The following is a 15,359-nucleotide window of genomic DNA, read 5'->3' as shown; positions in this document are numbered from 1 at the left end:
GGTCGTGTGAACGGCTAGACCCGCGCGAACGCGGCCCGGATCTCACCCTCGACGTTGGCGGAGGCGACGAACAGCAGTTCGTCGCCTGCCTCCAGCGAGTCGTCGGACTGCGGGACGATCACCCGGCCGCCGCGCAGGATCGTCACCAGGGCCGCGTCGCGGGGCAGCTGGACGTCGCGCACCGGGCGGCCCGCCCACGGGGTGTCGTGGGGGAGGGTCATCTCGACGAGGTTGGCCTGGCCCTGGCGCAGCGTCAGCAGCTGCACCAGTCCGCCGACGCTGACCGCCTCCTCGACCATCGCCGCCAGCACGCGGGGCGTCGAGACCGCGACGTCGACCCCCCACGCCGAGGTGAACAGCCACTCGTTGGCCGGGTTGTTCACCCTGGCCACCACCCTGCGCACCGCGAACTCGGTCTTGGCCAGCAGCGAGACCACCAGGTTGACCTTGTCGTCGCCGGTGGCGGCGATGACCACGTCGCACAGCTGGATGCCCGCCTCCTCGAGCGAGGCCAGCTCGCAGGCGTCCGCGAGCACCCACTCGGCCTGCTCGACGGTGTGCGGCTCGAACTGGACCGCGTCCCGCTCGATCAGCATGACCTGGTGCTCGCCCGAGACCAGCTCCGCGGCGATGGAGCGGCCCACAGCGCCCGCCCCGGCGATCGCGACCCGCATCAGTTGCCCTCCTCCGGTGGCTGCGCCGCAGCGGCCGTGACATCGCTGACCGTGCCGGACAGGGCCGCCACGTAGACCTGGTCGTCGGCCTGGATGACGGTTTTGGCCTGGGGCAGCACCCCGCCGCCGAACCGCATGATGAACGCGATCCGCGCGCCCGTCGCCTCCTGGAACTCCAGTGCCGTGCGGCCCACCCAGTCCTCGTGCACCGGCACGGCCAGCAGGGCCACCTTGCCCGAGGGGTCGCGCCAGGCCGAGGCCACGCCGTCGGGCAGCAGAGTGCGCAGCAGGCGGTCGGTCGTCCACGGCACGGTGGCCACGGTCGGGATGCCGAGGCGCTCGTAGACCTCGGCGCGCTTGGGGTCGTAGATGCGGGCCACGACGTGCTCGACGCCGAAGGTCTCCCGCGCCACCCTGGCGGAGATGATGTTGGAGTTGTCGCCGCTGGACACCGCGGCGAACGCCTCGGCCCGCTCGACGCCCGCCTCGATCTGCACCTTGCGGTCGTAGCCGATGCCGACGACCTGCTGGCCGTGGAAGTCGGGGCCGAGCCTGCGGAAGGCCTGGGGATCGCGGTCGATGACGGCCACGGTGTGGTCCAGGCGCTCCAGGGCGGCGGCCATCGAGGCCCCCACCCGGCCGCAGCCCATGATCACCACGTGCACGGCGGCTCTCCTTAGTCCAGTGCGCGACATAACGGACATGGGCGCCCGCTCGTCGTCGACACCGCAGAACCTACCGGTGGCGGCGCGATCGTGGACGGGTACACCGCTTACTGTGTGCCTCCGTGTCCAAGTTCTCCACGACGGCCAAGCGGCTGCTCGTCGGGCGGCCTTTCCGCAGCGACCGGCTGGCGCAGACGCTGCTGCCCAAGCGCGTCGCGCTGCCGGTGTTCGCCTCGGACCCGATGTCCTCAGTGGCGTACGCGCCCGAGGAGATCTTCCTGATGCTCTCGATCGCCGGGCTGGCCGCGTACTCGTTCGCGCCCTGGATCGGCGCGGTCATCGTCGTCGTCATGCTGGCCGTGGTCGCCAGCTACCGCCAGAACGTGCGCGCCTACCCCTCCGGCGGCGGGGACTACGAGGTCGCCACGGTCAACCTCGGCAGGCGGGCCGGTCTCACCGTGGCCAGCGCGCTGCTGATCGACTACGTGCTGACGGTGGCGGTGTCCATCGCGTCGGCGGCGGCCACCATCGGTTCCGCGGTGCCGTTCGTGGCCGCGCACAAGGTCACCTTCGCCGTGGCCGCGATCGTGCTGCTGGCCGCGGCCAACCTGCGCGGCATCCGGGAGTCCGGGACCGCCTTCGCCATCCCGACCTACGCGTTCATGGTCGGCATCCTGGGGATGATCGGGTTCGGCGTCTACCGGGCGTTCGTCGCGGGCGACGAGATGCTCGCGGAGAGCTCGGAGTTCGGCATCACCGCCGAGAACGGCGAGCTGACCGGCCTGTTCTGGGTGTTCCTGATGCTGCGCGCCTTCTCCTCCGGCTGCGCGGCGCTGACCGGCGTCGAGGCGATCAGCAACGGCGTGCCCGCCTTCCGCAAGCCCAAGTCCCGCAACGCGGCCACCACGCTGCTGATGATGGGCGGCATCGCCGTCACCATGATGATGGGCCTGATCCTGCTCGCCAAGGTCACCCGGGTGCGCGTCGCCGAGGACCCGGGCACCCAGCTCGTCGGCGCGCCCGAGGGCTATGAGCAGAAGACGATGGTCGCCCAGATCGCCGACGCGGTGTTCAGCGACTTCCGGCCGGGGTTCTTCTTCGTCACCGTCGTCACCGCGCTGATCCTGCTGTTCGCGGCCAACACCGCGTTCAACGGCTTCCCGGTGCTGGGCTCGATCCTGGCCCAGGACCGCTACCTGCCCCGCCAGCTGCACACCCGCGGCGACCGGCTGGCCTTCTCCAACGGCATCGTCGGGCTCGCCGGGTTCGCCATCGTGCTGGTCGTGGCCTTCGACGCGGAGGTCACCAAGCTCATCCAGCTCTACATCGTCGGGGTGTTCGTCTCCTTCACCATGAGCCAGACCGGCATGGTCCGGCACTGGAGCCGGCTGCTGTCCACCGAGACCGACCCCGGCGAGCGGCGGCGGATGCGGCACTCGCAGGCGATCAACGCGTTCGGCCTGTTCATGACCGGGTCGGTGCTGATCATCGTGCTGATCACGAAGTTCCTCGCGGGCGCCTGGATCGCCATTGCCGCGATGGGCGGGCTGTACGCGCTGATGACCGGCATCCGCAGGCACTACGACAGGATCAACCGCGAGCTGATCAAGGCCGAGGCCGAGCGGCCCGCGGTGCTGCCGTCCCGGGTGCACGCGATCGTGCTGGTGTCCAAACTGCACCTGCCGACCAAGCGCGCCTTGGCTTACGCCCGTGCCACCCGCCCGGACGTGCTGGAGGCGGTGACGGTCAATGTGGACGACGTCGACACCAGGCGGCTGGTGACGGAGTGGGAGAAGCAGTCCTTCACCGTCCCGCTGAAGGTGGTCGAGTCGCCCTACCGGGAGATCACCAAGCCTGTGCTGGAGTACGTCCGGCGTGTCCGGTCGGACAACCCGCGCGATGTCGTGACAGTGTTCATCCCGGAGTACGTCGTCGGGCGGTGGTGGGAGCAGTTCCTGCACAACCAGAGCGCGTTGCGCCTCAAGGGGCGCCTGCTGTTCCAGCCCGGGGTGATGGTGACCAGTGTGCCGTGGCAGCTCGCGTCGTCGCGAAAGGTCAACGAGCGCGATGAGGTGACGCCCGGCGCCGTGCGGCGCGGGCTCGGTGAGGAGGAGCGTCGGTGACCGATTGGACCGGGCGACGGTTGGAGGCTTCGGTCGAGGCCGTTGCCCACGGTGGGCACTGCGTGGCCAGGATCGAGAGCCGGGTGGTGTTCGTCCGCCACGCCCTGCCGGGGGAGCGGGTCATGGTGCGGATCACCGAGGACAAGGGCGGGTCGTTCTGCCGGGGGGACGCCGTCGAGGTGCTGGAGGCCGCCCCGGGACGGGTCGAGCCGCCGTGCGCGTACGCGGTGCCCGGCGGGTGCGGCGGCTGCGACTGGCAGCACGCGGACGGGGAGACCCAGCGCTCGCTGAAGGCGGCCGTGGTGGCCGAGCAGTTGCAGCGGCTCGCGGGCGTGGAGTGGGCGGTCGAGGTCGAGGAGCTGCCCGGCGGGCTGGGCGACTGGCGCACGCGGGCGCGGCTGGCCGTCGACAAGTCCGGGCGGGCCGGGTTCCGCGGGCACCGCAGCCACCGGCTCGTGCCGATCGCGGACTGCGTGATCGCGGCGCCGGGCACGGTGGACGAGGTCGTGGGCCGGTCGTGGACGCCGGGCGCGGAGGTCTCGGTGTCGGTCGACGCGACCGGGCGCACCCACGCCGCCGAGCTGACCGACCGCGGGCGGCGGGTGCGGGGCGTGATCGGCGCGCCGACGGCGCTCGAGCGGGCGGCGCGGCGGGACTGGCGCATCGACGCGCACGGGTTCTGGCAGGTGCACCCGGACGCGGCCGACCTGCTGGCCGAGGTCGTGGGGAAGTGGGCCGCGGCGCCGTCGGGCGGGTGTGCGTGGGACCTCTACGCCGGGGCCGGTCTCTTCGCCGCGGTGCTGGCCGCCCAGGTGGGACCTGAGGGCTCTGTCGTGGCGGTGGAGTCCGACCGCGACGCCGCCGAGCACGGTGCGGAGAACCTGGCGGACCTGCCGATGGTGCGGGTGTTCGCGGGCCGCGTGGAGGACGTCCTCGGCGCGGACCTGCCCGACCCGGACGTGGTGGTGCTCGACCCGCCCCGGCGCGGCGCGGGGGGAGCGATGGTCGACGCGATCGCCGCCCGCGGACCCGCCCGGGTGGTCTACGTCGCCTGCGACCCCGCGGCCCTCGCCCGCGACATCGCCTCCTTCGCCGGGCACGGCTACCACCTGCGCGACCTGCGGGCGTTCGACGCCTTCCCCATGACCCACCACGTGGAGAGCGTGGCCCTGCTCTCCCGCGACTGAGCCGCGCTATCGGCTCGGCGGCGTCCAGCCCGGTGGGGGCACGGGCCCGCCCGGGATGCCCCACGGCGGGGTGGGCGGGCCCGACGCTGGGTTGGGCACGCCCCCGGGCGGCGTCGGCGGGAAGGGCGGAACCGGCCCGCGCGGTGGGGCCGGAATCGGCCCGGAACCGTGGTGCCGGCCGGGCTGCCCAGGATCGGGCTGGCCGGGACCGGACTGCCCAGGGCCGGGCTGCCCGGGACCGGAAGGCGTGTGGCCGGACCTGCCGGGGCTGGGCGGCGGTGCGTGGCTGGGCTGTGCCGGACCGGGCGGTGGGCCGGGTTGGGGCGGACCCGGGCGCGGGCCGGAAGTGGGGCCGGGCTGAGGGGTGCTGCCGGGGTGATGCGGAGCCGGAATCGGGCCGCCCGGGGGGCGGTGGCCGGGGGCTGCCTCGCCCGGGCGGGTGATTCGGGCGCGCAGCCAGCCGGGGATGTGGGAATCCTCACGGGGGAAGAAGCGAAGCTCGTCAATGAACCCGATCGGGGGTGGGACCCGCCGCCAAGTGGGTTCGATGTCCGGCTCGAACTCCACTGTGTAGTCACCGGGGGGTTCGATCTCGTACACCGCCGAGATCCAGGTCCCGCGCCCGGCGCGGTACATGCCGCCGCGCAGCGTGCGCAGGCCCTCCACCATCTCCGTGGGCGGGCGGACCGACACCGGCTCGCCGTCGGCGCCGGTCACGGTGAGGTCGACCTCGACGTGCCTGCCGACCGAGCGGTACTCGGCGCGCAGCCGCTGCCAGCGGGGCCCCGCCACCGCGACCATCGCGCGGCCGACCTGCTTGGTCAGCCGGTCCAGCTCCACCTGGCCCATCGCCGTGTGCGGCTCGGTCATCCGCTGCTCGTCCCCCGACAACGCGTCCCCCCATCGTGCGCGCCAAACCATACCCGTCCAGACCAGTGCTTGCCTGGGCATCGCGCACACACGCCTCGGCGCGCCCCGGCGGGACACTCGTAGACTGGCCGAGTCGATATTCGCGACAGCCAACCGGACAAGACGAGGTGACGACTCGGTGACGCTGCTGGACACCGTGCACGGACCGGCCGATCTGCGGCGGTTCACCCACGAGGAACTGGACCGGCTGGCCGTCGAGATCCGCTCGTTCCTGGTGGACAAGGTCACCCGCGTCGGCGGGCACCTGGGGCCCAACCTGGGCGTGGTGGAGCTGACCATGGCGCTGCACCGGGTCTTCGACTCCCCGCGCGACCCGATCCTCTTCGACGTCGGCCACCAGGGCTACGTCCACAAGATCCTCACCGGCCGCCGCGAGGCGTTCGACGACCTGCGCCAGCAGGGCGGCGTGTCCGGGTACCCGTGCCGCGCCGAGAGCGAGCACGACCTGGTGGAGAACAGCCACGCCTCCACCGCCCTGTCCTACGCCGACGGCCTGGCCAAGGGCTTCGAGCTGCGCGGTGAGCGCCGCACGGTCGTCGCCGTGGTCGGCGACGGCGCGCTGACCGGCGGCATGTGCTGGGAGGCGCTGAACAACATCGCCGCCGGGCGCGAGCGCTCCGTGGTGATCGTCGTCAACGACAACGGCCGCTCGTACTCCCCGACCATCGGCGGCCTCGCCGACCACCTGACCACGCTGCGCCTGCAGCCGGGCTACGAGCGCGCCCTGGAGGGCGGCAAGCGGGTCCTGCAGGGCACCCCCGTGGTCGGCAAGCCCCTCTACGCCGCCCTGCACGCGGCCAAGCGCGGCATCAAGGACGCGCTGAGCCCGCAGGTGCTCTTCGAGGACCTCGGCATGAAGTACCTGGGCCCGGTCGACGGCCACGACGTGGAGACCATGGAGGCCGCGCTGCGCCGCGCCCGCGACTTCGGCGGGCCGGTGATCGTGCACGCGGTGACCCGCAAGGGCAACGGCTACCCGCTGGCCGAGAACGACGAGTTCGACCAGATGCACCAGACCGACCCGATCGACCCCGACACCGGCGCGCCCCGCAAGTCCCGGGCGACGACGTGGACCCACGTCTTCGCCGACGAGCTGGCCCTGGTCGGCGCCGAGCGCCCCGAGGTGGTGGCGATCACCGCGGCCATGCTGCGCTCCACCGGGCTGGCCCCGTTCGCCGAGCGGTTCCCCGAGCGCTGCTTCGACGTGGGCATCGCCGAGCAGCACGCGGTGACCTCGGCGGCCGGGCTGGCGATGGCCGGGCTGCACCCGGTCGTCGCGATCTACTCCACGTTCCTCAACCGCGCGTTCGACCAGATGCTGATGGACGTCGCGCTGCACCGGCTCCCGGTGACCGTCGTGCTGGACCGCGCGGGCATCACCGGCCCCGACGGGGCCAGCCACCACGGCATGTGGGACCTGTCGATGCTGGGCATGATCCCGGGCATCCGCATCGCCGCCCCCCGCGACGCCGGGACGCTGCGCGCGGAGCTGCGCGAGGCCGTGGCCATCGACGACGGCCCCTCGGTGCTGCGCTTCCCCAAGGCCGCGGTGGGCCAGGACATCCCCGCCGTCGCCCGGCGCGGTCCGGTCGACATCCTGCACCAGTCCGGGCACAAGGACGTCCTGCTGGTGACGGTCGGCTCGTTCGCCGCGCTGGGGCTGGCCGCCGCTGAGCGGCTGGCCGACCAGGGCATCGGCGTCACCGTCGTGGACCCCCGCTGGGTCACCCCGGTCCCGGAGGAGCTGGCCGACCTGGCCGCCGAGCACCGCCTGGTCGTCACCGTGGAGGACTGCGGGCGCCACGGCGGGTTCGGCTGGGCGCTCGCGGCGCTGCTGCGCGATTCCGATGTGGACGTTCCCCTGCGGGACCTGGGCATTCCCAACGTCTTCCACGACCAGGGCACGCGCGACGAGGTGCTCTCCCGCCTGGGCCTGACCGCCCAGGACGTCGCCCGCCGGGTGACGGGCTGGGCATCGGACCTGATCGTGCGCTCGAGCGACGCCGAGCAGGAGCAGGCCGAGCTATAGCTCCCGGGTGCGGCCGTAGGCGAGCCTGGCGACCTGCTCCTCGTACTCGGCGCGGTCCTTGCGGTCCAGGGTCCTGGGCCGGCCGAGGGCGGCGGCGCGCCAGTACAGCGTGCAGCCCCACTCCAGCAGGAGCGCGCGCTCGGTGGCGGTCTCCAGGTCCGCGCCGTGGGTCAGGGCGCCGTGGTTGGCCATGAGGGCGGCTGTGCGCCCGTCCAGGGCGTCCAGGACGGCCTCGGCCAGCTCCGGGGTGCCGAACGTCCGGTAGGGCGCCACGCGGACCGTGCCGCCCAGTTCCATGAGCTGGTAGTGCACGCACGGCAGCTCGTCCAGGACCAGGGAGACCGCGGTCGCCATCGAGGCGTGGGTGTGGACCACCGCGCCCGCGCGGAACCTCCGGTACACGCCCAGGTGCAGGTCCAGCTCGGAGGTCGGGGCCAGCGTGCCCTCGACCACCTCGCCGTCGAGGGCGATGACGGTCACCTGCTCCGCGCGGACCTCGGCCAGCCGCATGCCGGTCGGGGTGATGGCCACCAGGTCGCCGTCCCGGGCGCTGATGTTGCCCGCCGTTCCCAGCACCATGCCCTCCGCGGCCAACCGCCGGGCCTGCCGGGCCACCTGTTCGCGCACCGCACGCAGCTTCATGGCCCTGATCATGCCCAAACGGGACGATGCCGCGGCAGGTGTGGCACGGTTGTGGGGTGCGAATTCTGATCGTGGAGGACGAGGAGCCCCTGGCCGAGGCCATCGCGCGCGGCCTGCGCCGCGAGGGGATGGCCGTGGACGTGGCGCTCGACGGTGACGAGGGCCACGAGAAGGCCAGCATCACCCGCTACGACGTCGTCGTCCTCGACCGCGACCTGCCCGGTATGCACGGCGACCAGCTGTGCCGGGAGATCGTCGCCTCCGGCGCGCTGACCAGGGTGCTGATGCTGACCGCCAGCGACGGCGTCGCCGAGCGCGTGGAGGGCTTGTCCCTCGGCGCGGACGACTACCTGGCCAAGCCGTTCGCCTTCCCGGAGCTGGTGGCCAGGGTGCGGGCGCTGGCCCGGCGGGCCACGCCGGTGACCCCGCCCGTGCTGGTCGCGGGCGACCTGGAGCTGGACCCGGCCCGGCGCACCGTCACCCGGGGCGGGCGGGCGGTGGAGCTGACGCGCAAGGAGTTCGGCGTGCTGGAGGTGCTGCTCGCCGCGCGCGGGTCGGTGGTCAGCAGCGAAGAGCTGCTGGAGCGGGTGTGGGACGAGAACGCCGACCCGTTCACCACCACGGTGCGGGTCACGGTGATGACGCTGCGCAAGAAGCTGGGCGACCCGGGGCTGATCGATACGGTGGTCGGCTCGGGCTACCGCGTGCGCGCGGGGAAGTAAGTGGGGCTGCGGGCCCGGATCACGCTGCTGACCACCGTGCTGGTGGCGCTGGTCAGCGCCCTGCTGCTGTGGCTGGGCTGGCTGCTCGCGGGCGGGGTCGTCGCCTCGGTGCCGTCGCTGCCGCCGGGGGAGACCGTGCTCGTCGGCGGGGTCCCGGTGGCGGCGGACAAGCTGGCCGAGGCCCTGGCCGACGACGCGCGGCAGCGGCTGCTGCTGGCGGGCTCGGTGGCGTTCGTGTGCGTCGTGGCGGCGACGGCGCTGCTGGCGTGGGTGGTCACCGGCCGGGTGCTGCGCCCGCTGCGGGAGGTGACCGGGACCGCGCACCGGCTGTCGGTGGAGTCCCTGGGCTCGCGCATCAACCACCGCGGCCCGCGCGACGAGGTCGCCGAGCTGGCCGACACCTTCGACGCGATGCTGGAGCGCCTGCAGGCCGCGTTCGCCACGCAGCGCCAGTTCGTCGCCAACGCCAGCCACGAGCTGCGCACCCCGCTGGCGGTGATCCGCACCGAGCTGGACGTCACCCTGGCCGACCCCGACGCCTCGGCCGAGGAGCTGCGGCGCATGGGCGAGGTCGTCCGCGCCGCGACCCTGCGCGCGGGCCAACTGGTCGAGGCCCTGCTGGTGCTGGCCCGCACCGATGGCCTGGGCGTCGGCGCCACCGGCCCGGTCGACCTGGCCATGGTCGTGTCCAACGCCTGGCGCGCGACCGCCGCCCACGCCACCACCCGCGCCCTGACCACCACCTTCCACACCGACCCGGTCATCGTCCTCGGCGACTCGGCCCTGCTGGAACGGGTGGCGGGCAACCTCCTGGAGAACGCGGTGCGGCACAACGTCGACGGCGGCTGGATCGACGTCCGCACCACCTACGATCCACAGTGGACAACCCTGCGCGTGGCATCGTCGGGCGCGGTGGTGCCCCCCGACCGCGTAGGCGAGCTGTTCGAGCCGTTCCGCCGGGGCGGGGTCGACCGAACCGCCCACAAGGGCACCGGCCTCGGCCTGTCCATCGTCCGAGCGGTGGTACGCGCGCACGGCGGCCGCGTGGCAGCCGAAGCCGTCCCCGGCGGCGGCCTGGCCGTGACCGTCAACCTCCCGACAATGCGCCCCTGACCCTGATTCTTGACCACGGCAATCAACTTGACGTGCCATGCGCAGGCTCACGACCTGCTCGCTGTGGTCATGGATGGGCGGGTGGAGGCCAGTCCTCTCCAAGCCGACGAAGGTCTTCCGACAGCCCCGGCGCCACATCGCTCCACGAGACCACCAGGAGTGGTGGCACGTGTTTCCTGGTCTGCGCGAGTTGGTGCGGTGGGGACGCAGGCGCTTGCGGAGTTGGAGGGCGGGGCTCAGGGAACCCGAGGGGCCAGGCGACTGGCGAGGGCTTGGGCGTCGACGGGGGCGCGGACTTTGGCGTCGTTGTCGAAGTAGGTGTAGACGTCGGCGTGGGTGCGCCATTCGCGGATCTTGGTGGCCCAGCGGTCCAGGGCTTTGTCGGTGTAGCCGCTGGTGTAGAGCTCCTCGTCGCCGTGGAGTCTGATGTAGACGAAGTCGGTGGTGACTTCCTCGATGTTGGGCCAGTCCCCGGCGGCGTCGGCGATGACGATGGCCGTGCGGTGGGCGCGCATGAGGGTGGTGAACTCCTGGCTGAGGAAGCCGGGGTGGCGGGGCTCGACGGCGTGGCGGAGGGGGCGGTCGGCGTCGGTGGTGGTGTGGGCGCGGCCTTCGAGGCGGTGGTCGTGGCGGGTGGCCAGGGCGGCGGCCTCCGCTGTGGTGCGGGGGAGCGCGGTGAGGAAGGCGTCGATGACGTCCGGCTCGAAGGGGAACGTGGCGGGCAGCTGCCAGAGGATCGGGCCGAGCTTGGGGCCCAGGGCGAGCAGGCCGGAGGCGAAGAAGTTCGCCATCGCCTCCTCGGCGTCGCGCAGCCGCTTCATGTGGGTGATGAACCGCGACCCCTTGACCGCGAACACGAAGTCCTCAGGGGTCTGATCGCGCCAGTTCTGGTAGCTGCTGGGCCGCTGGAGCGAGTAGAACGAGGCGTTGATCTCCACCGAGTTGAGGACGCCCGCCAGGTAGGCCAGTTCCTTCTTCTGCGGCACGCCCTTGGGATAGAACACGCCGCGCCAGGGCGGGTACACCCACCCCGACGTCCCGATCCGCACCGTGCCCGTCATCGGGGCATCATGGCCCAACCGCCCGGCGTCCGCTGGTGGCGGACGCCGGGCGGCCAATCGTCAGGCAGGGTCGTCAGGCCGGGACGGAGGCCACGCCCCGGGCCAGGAACGGCGTGCCGTTGACCTTCGCCGAGATGCCCTCGCGGTCCAGGAACGGCGTCGCGCCGCCCATCCAGAACGGCCAGCCCGCGCCGAGGATCATGCACAGGTCGATGTCCTGGGCCTCGGCCACGACACCTTCGTCCAGCATGATGCGGATCTCCTCCGCGACGCCCTCCAGCACGCGCCCGCGGACCTCGTCGCCGGTCAGCGGGGTGGCGCCGAACTCCCAGAGCGCGGCGACCTCCGGGTCGACGCTCTGGTTGCCCGCCGCGTCCCAGGTGTACACCGCGGTCTTGCCCGCCGCCACGAACCGCTTCATGTTCTCGCTGACGGTGAAGCGGTCGGGGAAGGCGCGGTGCATGGTCTCGGCGACGTGCAGCGCCACCGCCGGGCCGACGAGCTGGAGCAGCACCAGCGGGCTCATCGGCAGGCCGAGGTTCTCCGTGGCCCTGTCGGCCACCTCGAACGGCGTGCCCTCGTCGACGGCGCGCACGACCTCGCCCATGAAGCGGGTCAGCAGCCGGTTCACCACGAACGCCGGGGCGTCCTTGACCAGCACGCACGACTTGCGCAGGGACTTGCCCACCGCGAAGGCCGTGGCCAGGGTGGCGTCGTCGGTCTTCTCCGCGCGGACGACCTCCAGCAGGGGCATGACCGCGACCGGGTTGAAGAAGTGGAAGCCCACGACCCGCTCGGGGTGCTTCAGCCCGGCGGCCATCTCGGTGATCGACAGCGACGAGGTGTTCGTCGCGAGCACGCACGTCTCGCTCACGTGCGCCTCGACCTCGGCGAACACCTGCTGCTTGACCGAGAGCTCCTCGAACACGGCCTCGATGACGAAGTCGGCGTCAGCGAAGGCCGCCTTGTCCAGCGAGCCGCTGACCAGCGCCTTGAGCCGGTTGGCCGCGTCGGGGGAGACCCGCCCGCGGCCCGCGAGCTTGTCGATCTCGGCGTGGACGTAGGACACGCCCTTGTCCACCCGGGCCTGGTCGATGTCGGTGAGCACCACCGGCACCTTCAGTTGGCGGGCGAACAGCAGCGCCATCTGGCCGGCCATCAGGCCCGCGCCGACGATGCCGACCTTGGTCACCGGACGCGCCAGGCCCTTGTCGGGAGCACCCGCCGGGCGCTTGGCGCGCTTCTGCACGAGGGTGAACGAGTACAGGCCCGCGCGCAGCTCGTCGGTCATGAGCACGTCGGCCAGCGCCTCGGTCTCGGCGGCGTACCCGCGGTCGAGGTCGTTCTCCCTGGCCAGCTCCAGCAGTTCCACGGCCTTGAGCGCGCCGGGGGAGGCGCCCTTGGTCTTGTCCCACACCAGCGCCTTGGCCCGCGCCACCGCGGCGTCCCAGCCCGCGCCCCGGTCGATCTCGCGGCGCGCCGGGGTGACCGAGCCGTCGAGCACCGCGGCCAGCCAGCGCAGCGACTCCTCGATGAAGTCGGCCGAGCCCAGCAGCACGTCGGCGATCCCGAGGTCGGCGGCCTGCTTGGGCTTGAGCATCCGGTTCTGGCTCAGCGCGTTCTCGAAGATCACCGTGACGGCGGCGTCCGGGCCGATCAGGTTCGGCAGCAGCTGCGTGCCGCCCCAGCCGGGGAACAGGCCGAGGAACACCTCGGGCAGCGCGATGGCCGCGGTGTTGTCGCTCAGCGTCCGGTAGTGGCACGACAGCGCCAGCTCCAGCCCGCCGCCCATCACCGCGCCGTTGACGAAGGCGAAGGTCGGCACGGGGGAGTCGGTCAGGCGGCGGAACACCGCGTGGCCCGCCTCGGCGATCTTGTGCGCCAGCGCCCGGTCCGCCACCTGCTCCACACCGGACAGGTCAGCGCCCACGGCGAAGATGAACGGCTTGCCGGTCACCGCGACCGCGGCGGGCTCGGCGGCGAACGCGGCGTCCAGCGCCTCGTTGAGGCTCACCAGGCTCTGCGGCCCGAAGGTCGACGGCCGGGTGTGGTCGTGGCCGTTGTCCAGGGTGATCAGCGCGACCGGCTTGGCCACGCCGGGGACGCTGACGAGGCGGGTGACCGCCCGGGTCACCACCTCGTCGGGGAAGGCCGTCGCGGCCTCGTCCTTGGTGAACATCACTTGCCCCCGTTCCAGTGCGGGTTCTCCCAGATGACCGTTCCGCCCATGCCGATCCCGACGCACATGGTGGTCAGGCCGTAGCGCACGTCGGGGCGCTCGGCGAACTGGCGCGAGAGCTGCGTCATCAGCCGCACGCCGGAGGAGGCCAGCGGGTGCCCGCAGGCGATCGCGCCACCCCACTGGTTGACCCGCGGGTCATCGTCGGCGATGCCGAAGTGGTCGAGGAACGCCAGCACCTGCACGGCGAACGCCTCGTTGACCTCGAACAGGCCGATGTCCCCGATGGACAGCCCGGCCCGGGACAGCGCCCGCTCCGTGGCGGGCACCGGGCCGATGCCCATCACCTCGGGCTCGACGCCGGTGAAGGCGTAGCCCACCAGGCGCATGCCGACCGGCAGGCCCAGCTCCCGCGCGGTGGCCTCCTCGGCCAGGATGCAACCGGTGGCGCCGTCGTTGAGACCGGCGGCGTTGCCCGCGGTGACCCGCCCGTGCGGACGGAACGGGGTCTTGAGCTTGGCCAGCGTCTCGACCGTCGTGCCCGGGCGCGGCGGCTCGTCCTCGGTGGCCAGGCCCCAGCCCAGCTCGGCGGAGCGGGTGGCGACCGGGACCAGCTCGGGCCCGATCTTGCCCGTCTTGACCGCCTCGGCGAAGCGCTCCTGGCTGCGCGCGGCGTAGGCGTCGCAGCGGTCCTTGGTCAGGTGCGGGTAGCGGTCGTGCACGTTCTCCGCGGTCTGGCCCATGATCAGCGCGGTCGGGTCGACCAGCTTGTCGGCCACGATCCGCGGGTTGGGGTCGACGCCCTCGCCCATCGGGTGGCGGCCCATGTGCTCGACGCCGCCCGCGATCACGATGTCGTAGGCGCCGAAGGCGATGCCGCTGGCGGTGGTGGTCACCGCGGTCATCGCGCCCGCGCACATGCGGTCGATGGCGAAGCCGGGCACCGACTTGGGCAGGCCGGACAGCAGCGCCGCCGTCCGCCCGATGGTCAGGCCCTGGTCGCCGATCTGGGTGGTGGCGGCCACGGCCACCTCGTCCACCCGCTCCGGCGGGAGCTCCGGGTGCCGCCGCAGCAGTTCACGGATGACCTTCACGACGAGGTCGTCGGCGCGGGTCTCGGCGTAGATGCCTTTCGGGCCTGCCTTGCCGAACGGCGTGCGGACGCCGTCGACGAAGACCACGTTCCGAACGGCGCGCTCGGCTGCGGGTGCAGCGGGTGCGGCCACGGGTGCTCCTTCACATTGGACTACTCACCGGTAACAATGCTAGCGCCAGTTACCCATCGGTAGCGCTGAGCTGTTCGCCACGATCGTGCCCGCCGCCGTCGATGCGCAGCAGGCCGGTCATCTCCCACAGGGTCGAGGTGAAGAACTCGTCGGCGGGGTCGGCGCTGCCCTTGAGCTGACCGAACAGCTCGAAGCTGAGCATCCCGAACAGCTGCGTCCAGGCGATCATCACCCGGGCCAGCGCGCCGGGCGCGATGGAGCTGCCGATGACGGCCGCGGTCTCGGTCATCTGCTGGCGCAGAGCGGTGCTCACCGGTGAGTCCGGCGCTCTCTCCGCGATTCTGACCAGCACTTTCGGCACTCGGGACGCGGGCGTGATGGTGTCCTGCGGCGCCTGGTAGCCCTGGATGGGGGAGCCGTAGATCAGCATGTACTCCGACGGGTTGCGCAGCGCCCAGTCCCGGATCGCGTGGCAGACGAGCAGCCAGCGCCGCGACGGCGGCGCCGAGGGGACGTCGGCCTGCTCGGCGGCGGCGCCGAGAGCGTTGTACGCATCGATGATCAGTGCCGTCAGCAGGTCGTCCCGGCTGGGGAAGTACCGGTAGATCGCCGAGGACGCGAACCCGACGGCCCGCGCGACCCCGCGCAGGGACAGGCTGTGCGGCCCGCCCTCCCGCAGCTGGGCGCGCGCCTCGTCCTTGATCTCCTGGACTATCTCCGCGCGAGCCCGCTCACGCGCCGTCCGTGCGGCTGTCATGGTCCAACACCCTACGCGGATCGCTGCACGCAATTGAGAGCACTGCTCTTG

General features: G+C 72.5%; 13 protein-coding genes. 5 read left to right on the top strand and 8 right to left on the bottom strand.

The features are described from left to right. Positions 1–14: 14 nt before the first annotated feature. Together ACTG9Q_RS16935 and ACTG9Q_RS16930 are read right to left on the bottom strand one after the other, a co-directional pair. Complete coding sequence (locus ACTG9Q_RS16935) at positions 15–674, bottom strand: potassium channel family protein (RefSeq protein ID WP_455573747.1); 660 nt, start codon at positions 672–674, stop codon at positions 15–17. Then, positions 674–1,339, bottom strand: a complete 666-nt coding sequence (locus ACTG9Q_RS16930; RefSeq protein WP_455573746.1) for a potassium channel family protein — start codon at positions 1,337–1,339, stop codon at positions 674–676. The genes ACTG9Q_RS16935 and ACTG9Q_RS16930 overlap by 1 nt, the downstream gene beginning before the upstream one ends. Positions 1,340–1,461: 122 nt before the next feature. On the opposite strand from ACTG9Q_RS16930, the gene ACTG9Q_RS16925 reads away from it, so the two are divergent. Both ACTG9Q_RS16925 and ACTG9Q_RS16920 read left to right on the top strand, forming a co-directional pair. Then, entirely contained in the window at positions 1,462–3,462 is a 2,001-nt protein-coding gene (locus ACTG9Q_RS16925) for an APC family permease (RefSeq protein ID WP_455573745.1), read from the top strand. Next, positions 3,459–4,649, top strand: a complete 1,191-nt coding sequence (locus tag ACTG9Q_RS16920; protein ID WP_455573744.1) for a class I SAM-dependent RNA methyltransferase — start codon at positions 3,459–3,461, stop codon at positions 4,647–4,649. The genes ACTG9Q_RS16925 and ACTG9Q_RS16920 overlap by 4 nt, the downstream gene beginning before the upstream one ends. A 6-nt stretch (positions 4,650–4,655) precedes the next feature. Here the strand turns inward: ACTG9Q_RS16920 and ACTG9Q_RS16915 are convergent, their stop codons facing one another. After that, positions 4,656–5,519, bottom strand: coding sequence for a hypothetical protein (locus tag ACTG9Q_RS16915; protein ID WP_455573743.1), 864 nt, complete (start codon positions 5,517–5,519; stop codon positions 4,656–4,658). Positions 5,520–5,697: 178 nt separating this feature from the next. Between ACTG9Q_RS16915 and dxs the strand changes: the two genes are divergently transcribed. Further along, a complete protein-coding gene (gene dxs, locus ACTG9Q_RS16910) occupies positions 5,698–7,608 on the top strand; it encodes a 1-deoxy-D-xylulose-5-phosphate synthase (RefSeq protein WP_455573742.1) in 1,911 nt (636 codons plus the stop codon). On the opposite strand, the gene ACTG9Q_RS16905 is transcribed toward dxs, so the two are convergent. Further along, the gene (locus ACTG9Q_RS16905; protein WP_455573741.1) at positions 7,603–8,250 is read right to left on the bottom strand and encodes a class II aldolase/adducin family protein; all 648 of its coding nucleotides are present in this window, start codon (positions 8,248–8,250) and stop codon (positions 7,603–7,605) included. The two genes, dxs and ACTG9Q_RS16905, sit on opposite strands and share 6 nt — an antisense overlap. A gap of 56 nt (positions 8,251–8,306) precedes the next feature. Here ACTG9Q_RS16905 and ACTG9Q_RS16900 point away from each other — a divergent pair, with 56 nt between their 5' ends. Both ACTG9Q_RS16900 and ACTG9Q_RS16895 read left to right on the top strand, forming a co-directional pair. After that, complete coding sequence (locus tag ACTG9Q_RS16900) at positions 8,307–8,972, top strand: response regulator transcription factor (RefSeq protein ID WP_455573740.1); 666 nt, start codon at positions 8,307–8,309, stop codon at positions 8,970–8,972. Next, positions 8,973–10,085, top strand: coding sequence for a sensor histidine kinase (locus ACTG9Q_RS16895; RefSeq protein ID WP_455573739.1), 1,113 nt, complete (start codon positions 8,973–8,975; stop codon positions 10,083–10,085). A 236-nt stretch (positions 10,086–10,321) separates the two neighbouring features. On the opposite strand, the gene ACTG9Q_RS16890 is transcribed toward ACTG9Q_RS16895, so the two are convergent. From ACTG9Q_RS16890 to ACTG9Q_RS16875, 4 genes are all read right to left on the bottom strand, one after another. Then, the gene (locus ACTG9Q_RS16890; RefSeq protein ID WP_455573738.1) at positions 10,322–11,146 is read right to left on the bottom strand and encodes a DUF72 domain-containing protein; all 825 of its coding nucleotides are present in this window, start codon (positions 11,144–11,146) and stop codon (positions 10,322–10,324) included. Between the two features lie 73 nt (positions 11,147–11,219). Beyond that, entirely contained in the window at positions 11,220–13,325 is a 2,106-nt protein-coding gene (locus tag ACTG9Q_RS16885) for a 3-hydroxyacyl-CoA dehydrogenase NAD-binding domain-containing protein (RefSeq protein WP_455573737.1), read from the bottom strand. Continuing rightward, complete coding sequence (locus ACTG9Q_RS16880) at positions 13,325–14,551, bottom strand: thiolase family protein (protein WP_455573736.1); 1,227 nt, start codon at positions 14,549–14,551, stop codon at positions 13,325–13,327. Before ACTG9Q_RS16880 ends, ACTG9Q_RS16885 begins: the two co-directional genes overlap by 1 nt. A 49-nt stretch (positions 14,552–14,600) precedes the next feature. Continuing rightward, complete coding sequence (locus ACTG9Q_RS16875) at positions 14,601–15,308, bottom strand: TetR/AcrR family transcriptional regulator (protein WP_455573735.1); 708 nt, start codon at positions 15,306–15,308, stop codon at positions 14,601–14,603. Between the last annotated feature and the right edge of the window lie 51 nt (positions 15,309–15,359).

Source organism: Actinokineospora lacus (assembly GCF_053813445.1).
Note: the sequence above shows the minus strand (reverse complement) of the source record. Positions and strands in the feature narration are given on the sequence as shown.

What these genes read in the sequence shown, in the direction of transcription:
- ACTG9Q_RS16935 (WP_455573747.1), bottom strand. Translation starts at nt 674, where the DNA reads ATGCGGGTCGCGATCGCCGGGGCGGGCGCTGTGGGCCGCTCCATCGCC.
- ACTG9Q_RS16915 (WP_455573743.1), bottom strand. Translation starts at nt 5,519, where the DNA reads ATGACCGAGCCGCACACGGCGATGGGCCAGGTGGAGCTGGACCGGCTG.
- ACTG9Q_RS16905 (WP_455573741.1), bottom strand. Translation starts at nt 8,250, where the DNA reads ATGAAGCTGCGTGCGGTGCGCGAACAGGTGGCCCGGCAGGCCCGGCGG.
- ACTG9Q_RS16890 (WP_455573738.1), bottom strand. Translation starts at nt 11,146, where the DNA reads ATGACGGGCACGGTGCGGATCGGGACGTCGGGGTGGGTGTACCCGCCC.
- ACTG9Q_RS16885 (WP_455573737.1), bottom strand. Translation starts at nt 13,325, where the DNA reads ATGTTCACCAAGGACGAGGCCGCGACGGCCTTCCCCGACGAGGTGGTG.
- ACTG9Q_RS16875 (WP_455573735.1), bottom strand. Translation starts at nt 15,308, where the DNA reads ATGACAGCCGCACGGACGGCGCGTGAGCGGGCTCGCGCGGAGATAGTC.